Annotated in this window: 9 protein-coding genes; 5 read left to right on the top strand and 4 right to left on the bottom strand. The window is 56.0% G+C overall.

The window, feature by feature from the left end; translation table 11 throughout:
• Positions 1 to 847 precede the first annotated feature (847 nt).
• From nspC to J4772_RS27690, 3 genes are all read right to left on the bottom strand, one after another.
• The gene (nspC, locus tag J4772_RS27700; RefSeq protein ID WP_209077479.1) at positions 848 to 1,975 is read right to left on the bottom strand and encodes a carboxynorspermidine decarboxylase; all 1,128 of its coding nucleotides are present in this window, start codon (positions 1,973 to 1,975) and stop codon (positions 848 to 850) included.
• A 1-nt stretch (position 1,976) separates the two neighbouring features.
• On the bottom strand, positions 1,977 to 3,224 hold the full coding sequence (locus tag J4772_RS27695) for a saccharopine dehydrogenase family protein (protein ID WP_116060021.1): 1,248 nt from the start codon (positions 3,222 to 3,224) through the stop codon (positions 1,977 to 1,979).
• A 577-nt stretch (positions 3,225 to 3,801) separates the two neighbouring features.
• A complete protein-coding gene (locus J4772_RS27690; RefSeq protein ID WP_209072331.1) occupies positions 3,802 to 5,307 on the bottom strand; it encodes a GGDEF domain-containing protein in 1,506 nt (501 codons plus the stop codon).
• A 165-nt stretch (positions 5,308 to 5,472) separates the two neighbouring features.
• On the opposite strand from J4772_RS27690, the gene J4772_RS27685 reads away from it, so the two are divergent.
• The 5 genes from J4772_RS27685 to J4772_RS27665 all read left to right on the top strand — a co-directional run bounded on the left by J4772_RS27685 (position 5,473) and on the right by J4772_RS27665 (position 16,538).
• Entirely contained in the window at positions 5,473 to 8,949 is a 3,477-nt protein-coding gene (locus J4772_RS27685) for a histidine kinase (RefSeq protein ID WP_209072330.1), read from the top strand.
• A gap of 14 nt (positions 8,950 to 8,963) precedes the next feature.
• Positions 8,964 to 9,659, top strand: a complete 696-nt coding sequence (locus J4772_RS27680) for a response regulator (RefSeq protein ID WP_209072329.1) — start codon at positions 8,964 to 8,966, stop codon at positions 9,657 to 9,659.
• Positions 9,660 to 9,675: 16 nt separating this feature from the next.
• The gene (locus J4772_RS27675; protein ID WP_209072328.1) at positions 9,676 to 14,793 is read left to right on the top strand and encodes an AAA family ATPase; all 5,118 of its coding nucleotides are present in this window, start codon (positions 9,676 to 9,678) and stop codon (positions 14,791 to 14,793) included.
• Entirely contained in the window at positions 14,790 to 15,443 is a 654-nt protein-coding gene (locus tag J4772_RS27670; RefSeq protein ID WP_209072327.1) for a response regulator, read from the top strand. Before J4772_RS27675 ends, J4772_RS27670 begins: the two co-directional genes overlap by 4 nt.
• A gap of 135 nt (positions 15,444 to 15,578) precedes the next feature.
• Positions 15,579 to 16,538, top strand: a complete 960-nt coding sequence (locus tag J4772_RS27665) for a D-2-hydroxyacid dehydrogenase (RefSeq protein WP_209072326.1) — start codon at positions 15,579 to 15,581, stop codon at positions 16,536 to 16,538.
• A 411-nt stretch (positions 16,539 to 16,949) separates the two neighbouring features.
• Here J4772_RS27665 and J4772_RS27660 read toward each other — a convergent pair whose 3' ends face one another.
• A complete protein-coding gene (locus J4772_RS27660) occupies positions 16,950 to 18,089 on the bottom strand; it encodes a virulence factor (protein ID WP_209072325.1) in 1,140 nt (379 codons plus the stop codon).
• Positions 18,090 to 18,351: the final 262 nt, after the last annotated feature.

The raw sequence follows: 18,351 nt of genomic DNA, 5'->3' as shown, positions 1-18,351 counted from the left end.
GATGGATAGGAAGGTGGAGCGGAGGCCAAGAAAGTGCCTCCGCACCATCCCGACCGTGGAGTGAAGGCCAAGAAAGTGCCTCCGCACCATCCCGACTGTGGAGCGAAGGCCAAGAAAGTGCCTCCGCACCATCCCAGCCGTGGAGTGGAGGCCAAGAAAGTGCCTCCACGCCCTTCCGGCCGTGTAGCGAAGGCCAAGAAAGTGCCTTCGCGCCCTCCCGACTGTGGAGCGAAGGCTAAGAAAGTGCCTTCGCGCCATCCCGACCGTGTAGCGAAGGCCAAGAAAGTGCCTCCACGCCCTCCCGACCGTGTAGCGAAGGCCAAGAAAGTGCCTCCGCGCCATCCCAACCGTGTAGCGAAGGCCAAGAAAGTGCCTCCGCGCGCCTCAAACTCCTCCGCAGCAACATCGATTCCAACACTCCGAAAGCTCCGTAATACCTCTTCGATCGTCCAGTAAGCTGTCTCGCTGGTTGAGAAATCATTTCCTCTTTTTATCTCTGGCCTCTTTTTTTTTCAAAATCCAAATTCCAAGTAATGCTTATCTTTTCATTTCCATTTGTAAGCGCCATTATTCTGAGGGCGGGCTATTTACGGAAAGGGGGTTTACGGGAATGTTCGTCGGCCTATGCATCGGCTATAAAAAAAGGAGGCTTGCGGCAACGGGCCGCAAGCCTCAAGTTTTATATTTCAAAGGGGGGTCATGTATTTATCTTAACCGCCGAACATGAAGGGGAGATGAAAGAAATATTACGTTATCATTACAAAGTGTAAAGAAGTGTAAACGGGCGGTGATGAAAACCGCCTAATTCCACGGGACAAGAATTCCAGTTGGAGCATTGGATAGCAAATTAAGCTAACCGAGTCCTGAAATCCTCATAGCCGAACTGGCGCACGATGCGGCAGTCGCCGTCTTTGTCCTGCACGGCAAGGGTTGGCAGCGGCATACCGTTAAACGTATTGGTCTTGACCATGGAGTAGATCGCCATATCCCCGAATACGAGCCGGTCGCCGACCTGTAAAGGCTGATCGAACGAATAGTCGCCGATAACGTCTCCGGTTAAGCAGGTCTGTCCTGCCAAGCGATACGTAAAAGGTTTCTCTCCAGACTCGCCGGAACCCAGAAGAGGAGGGCGATACGGCATTTCCAGCACATCCGGCATATGGCACGTTGCAGAGGTATCAAGAATGGCGATGTCGATGCCGTTCTTATGGAAGTCCAGCACGGATGCGACCATGTAGCCTGCGTTAAGCGCAACCGCTTCGCCCGGCTCCAGATAGACCTCCAAACCGTGCTTCTCCTGCATGCGCTTGATACAAGCATCCAGCGTATCGAGATCGTAATCGTCTCTTGTAATATGGTGCCCGCCGCCAAAATTAATCCATTCCATCTGCGGCAGCCATTCGCCGAACTTCTCCTCGACCGCCCGCAGCGTCGTCTCCAAGTCGTCGGAGTTTTGCTGGCAGAGCGTGTGGAAGTGCAGGCCGGAGACGCCGTCGAGCAGCTCCGGGCGGAAATCCTCACGCCTGGCCCCGAACCTGGAGCCAGGTGAGCAGGGATCGTAAATCTCATGGCCCACCTGCGTCGAGCATTCCGGATTGACGCGCAAGCCGACTTTGCGGCCGGCTTGCAGCGCCTTGGCTTTAAACTTCTCCAACTGCGAGAAGGAATTAAAAATAATGTGATCGCAGATGGAGAGGATTTCATCGATCTCGTCTTCCCGATAAGCAGGGGCAAAGACATGCGTTTCTTTGCCCATCTCTTCGTAGCCCAGCCGGGCCTCGTACAAGCCGCTTGCGGTCGTACCGAGCAAATATTCGCCGATAAGCGGGTACAGCGTCGTCATAGAAAACGCTTTTTGGGCCAAAATAATCTTGGCGCCTGTCCGCTGCATCACGCCGGCCAAAATTTTCAGGTTCTTCTCGATCAGAGCTTCATCAACGACAAAACAAGGCGTAGGCAGCTGTTCAAACCGCATTTTAGCGAACCAGCGCCGGTTGTTTAGCTGCTTGAGACGACTCTTGTCCATCGTCGACCAGTACCGGGTTAAAGTCTTCTACCCACGGAAGTCCCCATTTGTTCAGTTCTTCCATGAACGGATCCGGATCGAACTCCTCGACGTTGTATACGCCTGGCTTGTTCCACTTGCCGGTCAGCACCATTGCCGCTCCGATCATGGCAGGAACGCCGGTCGTGTAGGAGATCGCCTGGGAGCCGACTTCCTTGTAGCATTCTTGGTGGTCGCAAACATTGTACACATAGTACGTTTTAGCTACGCCGTCTTTTTTACCCTGGAAAATACAGCCGATGTTCGTCTTGCCGACCGTGCGCGGTCCAAGGGAAGCCGGATCCGGCAATACAGCCTTCAAGAATTGCAGCGGAATGATTTGCTTGCCTTCGAATTCGATCGGCTCGATCGAAGTCATGCCGACGTTCTCCAGCGCTCTGAGGTGAGTCAGATAGCTTTGGCCGAAAGTCATGAAGAAGCGGATGCGCTTCAGTCCCGGCATGTTGACGGCAAGGGATTCGAGCTCTTCATGGTACAGCAAGTACATGTCCTTCTCGCCAACCTCGGCGAAGTTGTAGACGCGCTTGATTTCCATCGGATTCGTCTCGATCCATTCACCGTTCTCCCAGTATCTGCCGTTGGCGGATACTTCGCGGATGTTGATCTCCGGGTTGAAGTTCGTGGCGAACGGATAGCCGTGATCGCCGCCGTTGCAATCCAGAATGTCGATATATTCGATTTCGTCGAAGTAGTGCTTAAGCGCATAAGCGGAAAATACGCCGGTTACGCCCGGGTCGAAGCCGCTGCCCAGAAGCGCGGTAATGCCGGCTTTCTCGAAGCGCTCGCGGTATTCCCACTGCCATTTGTACTCGAACTTCGCCGTGTCTTCGGGCTCGTAGTTGGCCGTATCCATGTAATGGGTTTTGGTGGCCAGGCAAGCGTCCATAATCGTCAAGTCTTGATACGGCAGCGCCAGGTTCATGACGATATCCGGTTTGACCTCTTCGATCAACGCGATCAGCTCGTCCACATTGTTAGCATCTACTTGCGCCGTCGTAATTTTCGTTTTGCCGCCGTCCAGCTTTGCTTTCAGATCGTCGCACTTGGATTTCGTGCGGCTCGCGATACAAATTTCTTCAAAAACCTCGCTGTTTTGCACACATTTGTGGATGGCTACCGAAGCCACTCCGCCGCAACCGATAACTAACGCTTTTCCCATGTCTCAATCCCCTTACATAGAGTTTTGTTTGAAGCTCCGGATGATCGTTTCTACGCACAAAAAAACAAGTGGCCCAAACGCATCATCGCGTATCACACTTGTTTAGATATAAATACGAATATTAAACGTCCCCAGCAATCGGGACATAGCTTTTGTTAGGAAGCTCTTTAATATTCAAAATATATCGTTAACGAATCAGAGTCTAAATAGCAAATAATCACTATGCCACTCTTATTGACCGTTTCACAAGTTGTGTGCGAATGCACTGGTTGTAAAGTAACCAACTCATAAAATTTGAGCTTTTAACTCAATCAATAAGGCAACTTAAGTTGCCAGTCGGCATTTGACCCGGCTGTCCGTTGGCCTCAACTTCTTGTCGGAAGTGGTCAAAAATTATCTGCTTGGAAAGACTCCGCATATTTTGAATATCAGCTTTCCAATCACGCAATACCATACAATAATAACAACAGACTCCGAATATATCAACTATGAAAATATTAAAATCGCCTAACAATTTTCGACAGCGTTCATCAGCTGCCGTTTTTCATAGAATTTTTATTTCGGGAATGAGACACGGCTATACCGATGCGGCGCGCGACGCGTGACTGCGTTTCATCTCGAACATCGCCTGATCGGCCAAGTTGATCAGCGCCTGCCCGTCTTTGCCGTCTTCGGGAAAACGGGCGGCCCCGACGCTCAAGCCTACCGGAAGCGCGCCGTACTTCGAAATATACTCGGCGAATCGCGTTTGGAGTTCCCTCATAAGTTCCTCAAGGCTCGGCTTGTCGTCCGCCTGGCGAACGAACAGGACGAATTCGTCGCCGCCCATTCGCGCGGCGAAGCCCGCGTCTCCGACAGTTTCCTGCAAAATATGCGCGGCTGCTCGCAGCGCCTCATCGCCGGCAAGATGTCCGTAAGTGTCGTTTAGCAGCTTAAGCTTATCCAGATCGACCAGCAGCAGAGCCAGGGACTCTTCGCACGCCGCCGCTTCCTGCAGCGCTTCGTCCAGCTTTTCATGAAAATACCGGCGGTTCGGCAGCCGCGTCAACGGATCGTGATAGGCGAGAAAACGGATTTCCTCCTCGGATTCCTTCTGCGCCGTGATGTCGCGAAAGACGAGCAGCGCATGCAATTCGTTATCCGCAAGGACGTAATCGACGCTGGCGAGCAGGACGATCCGTTTGTCGCGATGCCGGATTTCCGTCTCGTAGCGTTCGATCGTTCGCCCGGCCTGAATTTGCTGGGTGAGCGCCTTGTCCAGCAAGCCGTAGAACGCGGCGAAATCGAGCTGAAGGGAATCGAACAGCTGCAGGGCTCCCGGGTTGGCGTGTTTGATGCCGCGATCGCGGCTCATCAATAGAATGACGTCCGGATGCATGTTGAACAGCTTCTCGAAGCGTTTGTCGTACAGGTTGAGAAAGTCGTGCTTTCGCATCGTTTGGCGCAGGAAGTAGCACCAGACGATGCCGCTGTACAAATACGGATAAGGCGGCAAGCGATCGCCGTAATTGATATAGCCGAACAGGACGTGCCAGACGATCGCGATGACGATGCCCGCGAACAACTGATTGTAGATTTTTTGTTGCTCGGGGTGGTTCGATTTCGATTTCGCGACGGCAAGCACAAGCAAATACAGAACGTTGTTGGCGATGCTCACGGTCATGGCGATATAGTAGCCGGAACTATAAACCGGCAAATTCCACATTCCCGACGCTGTGAATTGCTGAGCGGAAATCCAATGCCCTTCGGTTGCAATGTTTGCAATGACGAACGGTACAGGCAAATAGAAGATGTACGGATACAGCCAGCGAGGCATCCGCGTCTCCAAACGGGTCAGCTTAACCAGAAAATGCAGTCCGATACCGGGAATAAGGATGCCGGCGCTGCTCAGCCACATGGACGACAGCAGGGGGCTATGCTCGACGGGGACCTGATTGCGGACGTATTCTTCCGCGAACATCAGCAAATAGCAGACGGAAATCAGACTAAGCAGGATGTGCTCGGTCCTTCTCCGGTTGCGAAGCCATACGTCGGCTGCCATATAGACGAAGAATACGATCGGAATACCGTGCGTTCCCAGCAAAATAAGGGCTTCCTTCAAACTCATTGGATCACCGTAATCTTTCTTTGAGCAGCTGCGTATTTGTTTTTATTTTACCTCATTGCTGTCGGATTGTGTTCGATTATAGCGTATAATCGGGTTCAACAAGCATTTTCGGGAATCTATGGAGAGCAAGCGGGTGAGAATATGTTCGAGTTGGCCGGATACAAGGTGCTAGAAACGATAGAAAACGACGGCGAGCTGGTGCTGTGCCGCGTAGAACGATTATCGGACGGCCGACGTTTGCTGGCTAAGGCCCTGAACGACTCCGCGGCGGATGCGGATGCTGCCGCGACCCTGTACAAAGAGTATGAACGACTGCTCGGCTTGAAGGGGAGAGGGGGCGTCGAGCCGGAAGGCGTCGAGCTTCAAGGAACGCGATCCGCCCTGCTGCTGCCGGACAATGGAGAAACGACGCTGGCTCAGGCGATGCGAGCGCACCGCGACTCAATGAAGCTAGAGCAGCTACTGGAGCGCGCCGTATCGATGGCGGACAGTCTTAGTCAACTGCATCGGGCCGGGTTGATGCTGCATGTGCTCACCCCTTCTTCGATCCTGCTTGGCGATTCGGAGGTCAGGCTGCTCGACATACGGTATGCATCGCCGATCGACGGTGCCGCAGGGAGCTCCTGGGAGGGACGGCGTTCGGACTGGGTACTGCCTTATCTGGCCCCGGAGCAGACGGGGAGAACGGGACGCACTCCCGACGTTCGCTCCGATTTGTATTCGCTCGGCGTTATTTTGTACGAATGGTTTGCGGGGACGTATCCGTATCCTGCGGACGATACCATTGATCTTGTCTACCATCATCTGGCCGTGAACCCGGAGCCGGCATGGCGCCGAAACGCTTCGGTTCCGAGCGTGGTATCCGACATCGTTCAGAAGTGCATGGAGAAAATGCCCGAAGCGCGGTATGCCGATGCGGCCGGAATCCGCGCGGATTTGGAGGAGTGTCTATTACAGCTCCGCGTTGCGGGCAAAGTGCAGCCGTTCCCGCTGGGCGAGCTCGATCGTCCGCAGCGACGGGCGTCGGAAGAGCGTTTGTCCGAAGCGGACACGACGGCGCGGCATGAAGCGAAGGAGCGGGAGAATGCCGTAAATTCTTGGGGTGCTTCTTACTCCTTTGTGCCACGGCGAATCGGATTGAGACTGCTGGAGCGAAAAGTAAGAAGTAAGTTAAAGCGGCTTGGCGCAGAAGCGATAAGGAAGCTTCCAGTCGCCGCGGACCCTCAGCTTCGGGCTGACTTGGCTGCGCTCGCCAAGGCGATCGAAGTTGATTCGAATGCGGAATCGCAGAGCCGCGACTTCTCGATCTTAACGCTGGCGGAATTGACGCTGGAGCATGGGTGGACGCCGGAGTCCGTCGTTGGCTTAACGAACTATGTGTCGCGCTATGAAGATCATCCGCATCAAGAGACATTCGCGGAGGAATGGAGCAAGCAAATGCAGCTCTTGGCCGACGAGGAGCCGGGACTGTTTGCGCAAGCCGCCGCATCGCTGGCGGCGTCTGAAGGAGGCTGGCGACGCTTCGGACTTCGGGAACGGATTGCGTTGACCGGCAAAGCTGTGCGCACGGCGTTGCTTGCGGGAAGGACGGAACTCGCCAACCGCTGTCTGCTCATTCATTGCCGGCTGCTCCTGCAGGCCGGGCATCCGTTGCGGGACATCTACACGCGTTTACTTCTTCATGCAGGCTATTTTCGCCAAGAAGGCTCGGAGAGACATTGGCGGCAGGCCGCCGAGATGGCTGGATTTATCTCGGAGCTGACCGGTTATCGCGCTTCGGAGGAACCTTATGTCGGCGCGAACGTAGAGCCGAATGCCGACGAGGGCCTCCGCGCGGCCGGAACGGATCAGGTTGTAGAACGGCTTGCCGCTTCGTATTCCTTAGTAACGGATTGCTTGCTGGGAAAATCCTCGTACCAGCTTGCCGCGTCGGAGCAGTTGCTGCAATCGTCGCGCGAGCAAGGTTATCTTCTTCCTTTCGATATCGATTTCTATTCCATATTGCTGTGGAAGGAAACATGCGGCCAGGGGAAAGGGCGAGAGCGGGCGGAAACGGCGCGCAGGATGCGCGCAAGCTTACGGAGGCTGGCTAAGCGGGCCGAATTGCGGCCGGAAACGGAGCAGCACAAATATTTGCTGGCCAGGGCGGAAATCGCCAGCCTTAAGCCGGACAGTCAGCGGCGGGCGGAGCTCTGGTACGAGCAAGCGATAGAGCTGGCGCGCCAAGCGGGGTACGGCCATGAGGCGGGAATTGGCGCGGAATGCTATGCCCGCTACGGGCTTCGAACCGGCAGAAGCGCTTTGGCGAAGGTGTATTTGAACGAAGCCCGGGACCGGTTCCGAAGCTGGGGAGCGACAGCTAAGACGAACGACATGGAGGCGAAGTACGGAGAATGGCTGAGCGGCAAAATGGCGGCAGGATTGGGACAAATCGACCATGTGTCGGTCATTCTGTCGGCGCGATCGTTGTCGAGCGAGATGGAGATGGAGCGGCTGCTGCAGGTGCTCGTGCACATTATGCTGCAGAACGCGGGAGCGGAATACGGCGCGCTGCTCATTAATCGGGAAGGCCGCTGGATCGTCGAGGCTCATGGCACGATCGATGCCCTGCGCTTCGAACCGATTCCGCTGGAGGAGGCCGGGCAGTTGATTCCGGCTGCTCTAGTCGCCTACTCGGCCAGCTCTATGGAAGAGGTTGTCGTGCAGGATGCGGCGGACAGCGAGCTGTTCGAGCGAAGCGGCCAAGCGGGGCGAACGGGAATCCGCTCCGCGCTATGCTTGCCCGTTCTGTATCAGAACAGGCTGATCGGGCTGCTGTATCTGGAAAACAATTTATCGACCGGCGTTTTTACCGAGAAGCGCCTTGAGGTGCTGCGGCTGCTGGCCTCGCAAGGCGCGGTCGCGCTGACGAATGCGAGCTTGTATTCCGGAATTCAGCATTTGAAAAACCATCTGGAGGAGCAGGTCGAGGAGCGAACGCGCAAGCTGGAGCTATCGATGCTAGCCGTCGCCGAAGCGCAGGCGGAAATGAAGGTATATGCGGAAAGAAACCGGATCGCTCAAGAAATCCACGATATCGTAGGCCATACGCTGACCTCCACCGTCCTGCAGATCGAGGCGGGCAAACGTTTGATGAGCCGCGATCTGGATCGTTCGCTAGAGCGTTTTAACGAAGCGCAGGGACTTGTCAGGCACAGCCTGAACGAAATTCGCAATTCCGTTCACATGCTGAAGGAAGACAAGTACTACGATTTGGAGGAAGCATTGCTGCGGTTGATCCGGGAAACGGAACGCAACGCCGGAGTGTCGATACGCGCATCGATCGATCCCGTGCCAAGCGCGACCGCGCTTCACAAAAAAACGATTTACCACGCGCTGCAGGAAGGCTTGACGAACGGTATCCGTCACGGCAAATGCGGGCAATTCCGCTTCCTGCTTCAAGATCGCGGGTCTTGGCTGGAATTTGAGCTGGAGGATGACGGGACGGGCGTCGAGCAGTTGGAGAGAGGCTTCGGACTGAAGACGATGGACGAGCGCGTGCGCCAGCTGAAGGGCTCGCTTGCGATCGAATCCGCGCCGGGCCAAGGCTGTGTGGTGCGAATTCGAATGCCTTATTGAACGGAGGAGAGAACATGAGTAAAATCAGCATCGTTATTGCCGACGATCAGATGTTGACGAGGGAAGGCCTGCAAACCATTCTCGATCTGGAGGAAAACATGGAGGTCGTCGGCGTCGCCATCAACGGAGAGGAAGCCTGCGAGCTGGCGGAACGGCTGCAGCCGACGCTTGTGCTGCTCGATATCCAAATGCCGGTGATGGACGGGCTGACCGCGCTGAAGAAAATTAAGGCGAGCTGTCCTCATACGCGCATTCTCATTTTAACGACGTTCGTCGAAGCGGACTACATCGTAGAAGGGATTGCGGGAGGCGCCAGCGGTTATATGCTCAAAGATATGGACGCGGACAAAATGATCGCCTCCATCCGGGATACGGTGGACGGTCAATTCGTGCTTCCCGCCTCCGTCGCGAACAAGCTGGCCGCTCGGATGAATCAGTTGGCCGACGATTTCGGACGGCAGAAGAGGGCCGGAGAGAAGCCGATCAAGCTGACCGAGAGAGAGGAAGAGATCGGCAGGTTGATGCTGAAGGGTCTGAACAATCGCGAGATTTCGGAGGCTCTTAGCATTGCCGAAGGAACGGTTCGCAATTATATCAGCGGGCTGTACGGCAAGCTGGATGTGGTGGATCGGGCTCATGCCGTAGCCAGGCTGCAAGGGCTGTTTCCTTCCCTTCGGGGATCGATCATCGTCCAGCGGGAGACAGATTAGGCGAAAGGAACAAACTATGAGGAATCGGACATTCGACGTATCCGGGGAGTTCGACATCAAGCTGGAGTTGGACGGTTATCGGACGCTGGAGAAGCTGGGCCGCCATGCGGACATTTGCCTCTATCGGCTTCAGAGGCATGAGGACGGTTTGCTCGCGATTGCGAAGACGACGCGCGATGCGTACCCGGACGAGAAGCAGACAGCCGCTTTTCGCCACGAATACGAGCTGCTTCGAAGGCTGGAGGGCAGAGGGGCGCTGGAGGTTTACGGCATGGAGTTCGCCGGAGAACGCCCGGTTCTGCTGCTTCAAGACATCGGGGGCGACACGCTCGATCAAGTCATCCGCAGCCGCGGAGAAGCTGCCGATCTGCACCGGCTTCTCGGGGTCGCAGTATCGGCTGCCAAAAGTCTGATGCTAATCCATCGAGAGAAGGTTGCGTTAAACGAAATTTCCCCTTTTCATCTGATCGCGAACTCCGATACCCACGAAGTGAAATTCATCGATGTGCGAATGTGGTCGGACTCGTCGGCATGCAGCCCGCTGTCGGCATTGACGGATCGCCCGGACGAGCTTCTGCCTTATCTCTCTCCGGAGGGAACCGGCAGAACCGGGGCAGCCTCCGACTATCGGGCCGACTTCTATTCGCTTGGCGTGACGCTCTACGAGTGGCTGTCGGGCAGCTTGCCCTTCAATCATCGGGACGCCGTGGACATCGTCTACCAACATCTCGCCGTAGCGCCGCCGGCTCTCTATCGCGTCAAGCCGGTTATCCCGAGGATGGTGTCCGATATTATCGGCAAGTGCATGGACAAAATTCCGCATTCGAGATATGAGAGCGCTTATGGGCTCAAAGCGGATTTAGAGAAATGCTTGGCGTCGCTTCAGAGCTCGGGAGTGGTGGAACCCTTTTTGCTGAGCGCTCAAGATGTCCCGCAGAGGCCTAAAGTTCCAACGCAAGTATACGGGAGAGAAGAAGAGAAGAAGCGGCTTCGCGCAGCGCTGCGCCGCTGCGCATCCGGCTCGGCGGAGTGGGTCGGCATTAGCGGGGGAGGGGGGATCGGCAAAACCTCCTTCGTCCAGGAGACGCTGCGCGGATCTGTAGATATTGAAGCGGCATTTGCGACGGGGAAGTTCGATCCGAACCGGGCGATGCCTCCATACGATGTCTGGATGCAGGCGATCGACGATCTGATCGTTCGCCTGCTGACGGAGAGCAAGCTGGAGGTCGAGGTTTGGAGGCTGCGAATTTTACAGGCGTTGGACGGTTACGGTCAACTGCTGATTGAACGGGTACCCAAGCTGGAGCTGCTGATCGGCTTGCAGCCTTCAGTGGCTGCGCTTCCGCCGCTTGAATCGCAGCGCCGGTTCTACTTGATTTTGAACCGTTTCTTTCAATTGTTTGCCCTTCCCGAACGACCCTTGATTTTGTTTCTGGACGACCTGCAATGGGCAGATGAAGCTTCGCTTCAGTATATGGAATACTTGCTGGAAGATCGAGAGACGAGACATACGCTTGTCGTAGCAGCGTATCGGGACGATGAACCGGAGACGCTTCAAGCAATCGGACGGATGGAGAAGCGGTTCGAGGGACTTGAACCGATGTTCACATATATTCGGCTGCACGAGCTTACCGCTGCTGACGTGGATCGTCTGCTCGGCGATGCGATGTTCGAACGCGAGGGCGATCGGGGAGAGCTCGTCTCCTTGCTGTTGCAGAAGACGGACGGGAATCCGCTGTTTCTTAAGCAATTTCTGCAGGATTTATTCGATGGCGGCGGCATCGCGTTTGACGAAATGGAAGGAAGCTGGACCTGGAGTGTGCAGAGCATCGCCGAGACAAGCGTGGCCGACAACGCGGCAACCTACATCTCGGAGAAGCTGAACCATTTGCCGGAGTCGATCGCGCAGGCGCTGTGCCGCGCCGCTTTTCTCGGGAGCTCATTCACGCTCGGAAGGCTGCTTCCGCTTACCGGACTGACGAAGAACCGGCTGCTTGACGTGCTGGAGAACGCCGTTCGCGAAGGGCTGCTGCAATCGGTTAACCGGGAGCTTGGACAGTATGCGTTCGAGCACGACCGGGTCCAGCAGGCCGCATACGATATGGCGACCGAAGAACAGCGGAACGAACTGCATTTGAGAATCGGCAAGGAATTGGCTCATCGCGTTCGTTCCGGCGAAGAAGCGGATCTGTTCGAGGCGGTCTACCATCTTAACCGGGCCGGGAATCGTTCGGCGAGCCTGGGGGAGAAGCGGGAGCAGGCCGAGCTGAATATGGCGGCTGCAATGAAAGCCAAAGCTTCGACCGCTTACGAGACTGCGCTTGGCTACATCCGCCGCGCAGTTGACCTGCACGAAGACGTGGATTGGAATAAGGAGTATGGGCATGCTTTTCTCCTGTATCGGGAATGGGCGGAGCTGGAATTTCTATGTCTTCATTATCAAGAGGCGGAGCGGCTGTTCCAATTGTTAATCGCAAAGGCAGAGACTCATTTGGACAAGGCTCGCGTCTACAATCTGATGATGCAGTTGGCTGCCAGTCAGGATAATTACGCAGAGGTGATCTCGTACGGACGCTCTGCGTTGGCGCTGCTTGGCGTCCGTCTGCCGGAGACGCCGAGTACGCTGCGGCTCGTTCGTCAGTCGTTACGACTGAGCCGAAAGCTTCGCAAGCATCCGATCGAGACGTTGACAGAGCTTCCCGAGATGAAGGACGAAGCCGGGCGCATCGCGATTTCGGTTTTGACGAACATCACCAATGGGCTGTTTTTCACGGATAAGAAATGCTGGCTGGCGGCCACGTTCGAGATCATCGAGCTGACGCTTGAGCGCGGGCAGACTCCCGAAGCCTCTATCGGTTTTGTCGGCTACTCCATGTACCATTACTCTTTTAACCGGCTGGAAGAATGTTTCCGCTGGGGGATGCTGGCTTATGAATGGTCCAAACCGTATCCGCTGCTTCATGTGAAGACGATTACGGCGTTCTCGCTTTGCTACGATAGCTGGCGTAAATACAAGCCGGAGATGCTGGACAGATTCTGCGAGCATGCCGGGAGGGTCGGCCTGGAATCCGGCGATCTATGGCAGGGCAACCAAAGCGTTATCATCAGCTGCAGCGCCCAGTTCCACTTTGGCGCGCCGCTTCGGAAGATCTACGAGCGCATGATCGCTCATTCCGGAGAGTTTCGACGTCATCGCAACGTGCTGTTGTGGAAGCAGGGGACGCTGCTTGTTTCCATGCTGACGGAGCTGTCCGGGCATCGTGACGCGAATGATCCGTTTGCGCCCGAAGAGATACGCTCGGAGTCGTTTTTTCGTTCGGTACGCGGCGACGAGCTGAGGCTCATTGAACGGCTCGTGTATATTTCTACTTTTGTTCTGGGTTATATTTTCGGCCGTTACCGCGAAGCGAACGAAGCTTTGAGGAGAATATCCGCACTTCCCGGAGCTCGAAAAGACAATTCCGAAAACTATCTGTTATGCGTTTATGAAGTTCTCGTGTGGGCGCAGCTCTATGAGGAGATGCCCGCCGAGGAGAAAAGCGCGACCTGGCCGAAACTGCGCAAGCGTCGCAACGTTCTCGAAAAAATAGCCAGGCGATGTCCGGAAGGGTATCAGCATAAGTTTCTGTTCGTCAAAGCCGAGATCGCCAAGCTGCAAGGGAAGGATCGCAAAGCTGAGGAGTTGTTCGCGCAATCGATCGACTTCGCCAGGAAGCACGGACATATTCACGATCTGGCGATGGCCGCGGAAAGCTGCGGGCAGCACGGGCTCCGCCAAGGAAAATTGCAAATGGCAAAAGTATATTTGATGGAAGCGTACGAAGCCTATTTGCAGTGGGGAGCAATGGCGAAGGCGGCAGTCATGGAGCGGGAATACGGTTATCTCCTCAACGCCAAGCTGGAAAACGGGCTGGAGCGCATCGATTATCTGTCCGTTGCCCGTTCCGCGCAGGCATTGTCCGGAGAGATGGATATGAATCGGTTGCTCGACGCTTTGATGCGGATTATGCTGCAAAATTCGGGGGCGGAATACGGAGCGCTGCTATTCGAGAGCGAGGGAAGATGGGACGTGGAGATCCGCGGAACCTCCGAGGAACTTAGGATCGAGTCCCTCCCGTTGGAGGAGGCGGTCAATTGGGTTCCGGCCTCGATCGTCGTGTATTCGGCGAGGACCCGGGAAGTCGTTGTTCTCGGCAATGCTGCGGAGGCGGGGGTGTTCACGCGCGATCCTTATGTCCGGGACAAAGGGCTGAAGTCGGTGCTCTGTCTTCCTCTGCTCTATCAGAACAAACGGATCGGGCTTCTCTATATGGAAAATAAACTGACGCCCAATGTGTTTACTCCGGAGAGGCTTGACGTGCTGAAACTGTTCGGGTCCCAATGCGCGATTTCGCTCGCCAACGCGAAGCTGTTCGCGGACGTCCAAGAGTTGAGCAGCAATCTGGAGCATCAGGTCGAGGAGAGAACAAGGAGCTTGGAGCGCTCGATGCTGGAGACTTCCGCCGCACTGGCCGAGGTATCGGTCTATGAGGAACGGAACAGGATCGCCCAGGAAATTCACGATATTGTTGGGCATACGCTTACTTCGACGGTCATCCAGATCGAAGCGGGCAGACGGTTGATGTCCAAGGATGCGGAAGAGGCTGCTCAGCGGCTGCTGGAAGCGCAGGAGCTTGTACGGCACAGCCTGAACGAAATTCGCGGCTCCGTCCATATGCTGAGGGAAGATAAGTACGCCGACCTCGGCTCGTTGTTGCGTCAATTGATTCTGGATACGCAGCGAAATACGGGCGTGGCAATCGAGGCGGATATCTCCGAAATTCCCGACCTTCCGACCAGCCATCGCAAAATGATTTATTATGCCTTGCAGGAAGGACTGACGAACGGTATTCGGCATGGCGAAAGTGCGGAGTTTCATTTTCAACTGTCGGATGTGCCGGGTTTTGTACGATTTCGATTGCAGGATTACGGCAAAGGCTCCTCGTCGATCCGAATGGGGTTCGGGCTCAAAGCGATGAAGGATCGCGCAGAGCAGTTGGGCGGCAGCCTGACGATCGAAGCTCGTGCTGCTGCAGGTTGTCTGTTAAGCATCGATTTGCCGTTCCCGAGACGGCGGAAGGAGGAGATGGCATGACGAAGATTACGCTGGTGATCGCCGACGATCAGGTGCTGACGCGGGAAGGTCTGCGAACGATACTGAATTTGGAAGAGGATATGGAAGTCGTGGGCCTGGCCAAAAACGGCGAGGAAGCTTGTCGACTGGCGGAAGAGCAGCGGCCGACGCTCGTGCTGCTTGACATTCAAATGCCGGTGATGGACGGCATATCCGCATTGAAGCGAATTCAACAGAGCTGTCCGGACACGCGAGTATTGATTCTGACCACCTTCATCGATACGGATTATATCGTTGAAGGTTTGGCGAACGGGGCTAACGGGTATTTGTTGAAGGATATGGTCGGAGACAAAATGATTTCCTCCATCCGCGACACGGTGAATGGACAGTTCGTGCTCCCGGCTGTTGTAGCGGCCAAGCTTGCCGCTCGCATGAGTCAGATTACGGCGGACTACGAGCAATGGCAGCGTTCGCCCGCGAGCTCGGTTGAGCTAACCGAACGGGAAAAGGATTTGGCGCGGCTGATCATTCGAGGGTTGAATAATCGCGAGATTGCCGAGACTCTGCATATTGCCGAAGGCACGGTCAGGAACTATATTAGCGTTATGTACGGCAAGCTGGAGGTTGTCGACCGGCCTCAGGCGATTTTGAGATTACAGAAGCTGCTGTAAGCGCGGATCGCGGGAGCCGTAGCGAGACTGTCGGGGTTTCGGAAGTGTCGCTGCCCTGCTTCTGTGCCGCAAGTCGGCACACAACCGCATCGCATAGAGGGACATGGAAATAGAAGCGAAGGGGAGGAAGAAAAAATGCGTATTGTTGTATTGGACGGGTACTTGCTTAACCCGGGGGATTTGAGCTGGACGGAGCTGGAACGGCTGGGCGAGTTGGTGGTCTATGACCGTACGCCTGTCGAGCTGATCGTGGAAAGGGCTGAGGGCGCTCAGATCGTGCTGACGAACAAGACGCCGCTGCGGGCGGAAACGATCGGAAAACTGCCGGAGCTGCGATACATTGGCTTGATCGCGACCGGATACGATAACGTGGATGTTCTGGCTGCGCGGGAGCGGGGAATTACGGTAACTAATGTTCCGGCTTACAGCTCGGCGTCGGTTGCTCAGCTTGTATTGGCACTGCTGCTGGAGCTATGCCATCGGGTGGGTTTGCATAGCGACGCGGTACGGGACGGCGAATGGGCTAAGTCGCCGGATTTCAGTTTTCGGAAGACGCCGCTGATCGAGCTGGAAGGACGCACGATAGGCATCGTCGGCCTCGGAGATATCGGTCGGCGAGTGGCCAAGCTGGCTTTGGCGTTCGGCATGAAGGTTGTGACGGTATCGCGAACGAAGCGGCAGCTGACGGGAGAACTTGCTGAAGTCACATATGTCGAGCTGGATGAACTGTTCGAGGAGTCGGACGTTATCAGCCTGCATTGTCCGCTGACCGAGGAGACGAAGGGGATGATCCGTCGGGAAAGCCTAGCTGCGATGAAACGCACGGCCTTCCTGATCAATACGGGCAGAGGCGGGTTGGTCGTGGAAGAGGAGCTGGCGGATGCGCTGCGTCGGGGCGTAATCGCCGGGGCCGGCCTGGATGTCCTGTCGAAGGAGCCGCCCCCTGCCGATCACCCCCTCGTCGGAGCGCCAAACTGCCTCATCACACCGCACATCGCCTGGTCGACTCAAGAAGCGCGCCTGTCGCTGATGCAAGGAATCACGCGCAACGTTGAACGATATTTGGCCGGCGAGCCGGAAAACATCGTGAACTGAGCAGGACAGAACTCTGTCAGGATGATGTGAGCGGTTGTCGGTGAATAAGTACCTGAGGAGGTCCTATGGGCGGGATCCGGGAGAGTCGGGCGTTGAATAAGTACCTGAGGGGGGCTTATAGGCGGGATCCGGAGCAGTCGGTGATGAATAAGTACCTGGGAAGGTCTTATGGGCGGGATCCGAGGCAGTCGGCAGTGAATAAGTACCTGAGGGGGTCTTATGGGCGGGATCCGAAGCAGTCGGTGATGAATAAGTACCTGGGGAGGTCTTATGGGCGGGATCCCGGAGAGTTGTCGGTGAATAGGTACCTGAGAGGGTCTTTTGGGCGGAATCCGGGAGAGTCGTCACAAGGCAAAAAAATAAGCACGCGAGGCCACAGTGAAATGCGCCCTGCGTGCTTATTTTACCAACTTACTCGCGTTCCTGCTCGCGCATGCGGGTCATCTGCTGCCAGACGGAGCCGGCGGCTTCTTCGCCGCGCTCGATGCGGGCGACGGCCATCTCCGCTTGCAACCGCACCTCGAACTCCGTCTCACTCCCCGTCGTGCGCCGCAGCGCCTCAAGGGCCGTCTCGTCGCCGGCTTCGTACAGGAACCTTGCCGCACGCCAGCGGACGAGCTTGTTGGAGTCTTCTAGAGATTCGATCATCGGCGCGATAGCAATCGGGTCGCCGATGTCGGACAGCGTATCGCCGGCCGTGCGGCGGACTGCGCCGGACGAATCCTTGAGCGCCTCGAACAGCAGCGGGAAAGACTCGGGCGTACGCAGATCGCCGAGATAGACAACCGCCAGCCGTCGCACGGACATTTGGCTGTCGCGCAATGCCCGGGCAACAACCGGCAGATCCTTCGGCTCCGGTTTAAGCCGCTCCAGCGCTGCGTAACGCTCCCGCCAATCCTGCGATTCGAGCGCCTTCATCACTTCGCTGCCGCTTAGCGGAGCTGGCGGTTGCGGAGGCGGAGCTTCAGGCCCCGCGGCTTTGGCCTGCTCGATCAAGTCGCGCAGCCTCGCATCGGAATACGCGGCATCAAGCTCCCGGCTGATCTCGTCCAGCACCTCCTGCGGTTCGCCGTAACGTACGCCGAGATCCTCCAGCATTCGTTCGCGGATCATCGTCGCTCCGGCCGCTTCCGTTACTGCGGCCGTAAATCGTTCCGACATTGCCGCCCGGAACTCCTGGCCTCCGCTGCGCACGCGAATTTGGATCGGGATGCCCCGATACATCTGTACGCGAACGTGAGCTTCGCCGAAGCCGGCGGCATCGGAAGCGCCGGCCAATACGCCGTCGGACGCCATGCCGAAAGCGTTCTTCACGCCGTCCAGAATCGCAGCCCAGTCTGCTCCGGCCCCTTTGCGATCAATCGCAAGAAAATCCGCCGTTTGGAAGATGCTCTTCACTCCGGAAATCGCCAGCAGCTGGGCGATCAGAGGCGGCGGAGTCGTTTTCGAATCCTTGTTATAATTCAGTTGAACGCCGGGATCGAGCCGAACATCCACATTAAGCTTCATTGTATTCGGACTCGGGGTCGGCTCGATGGATAACAGTTTCATGGCACTCGCCCTCGCTTTCCTTTCGTATCTTCTCCACAATACCTCAAATGCTCCCAAAATGCCAAGAACGGGGAAAGGGACAGCTTAACTAAAAGCCATCTATCCAACCCAGACATCCACTCCCTCGCAAACTAATCCAATCCAGACATCCACTCACTCGCAAACTAATCCAATCGAAAACAGACATCCCCCCATCCGAACCGGCTATTTTCCGACGGAATAAGAGGGATATTTCCATGGGATGTCGAATTTTCCAGAAAAC

It is taken from the genome of Cohnella sp. LGH (assembly GCF_017671885.1).
Taxonomy (GTDB): domain Bacteria; phylum Bacillota; class Bacilli; order Paenibacillales; family Paenibacillaceae; genus Cohnella; species Cohnella phaseoli.
The sequence above is the reverse complement of the archived record's forward strand: the minus strand, read 5'-3'. Positions and strand labels throughout refer to the sequence as shown.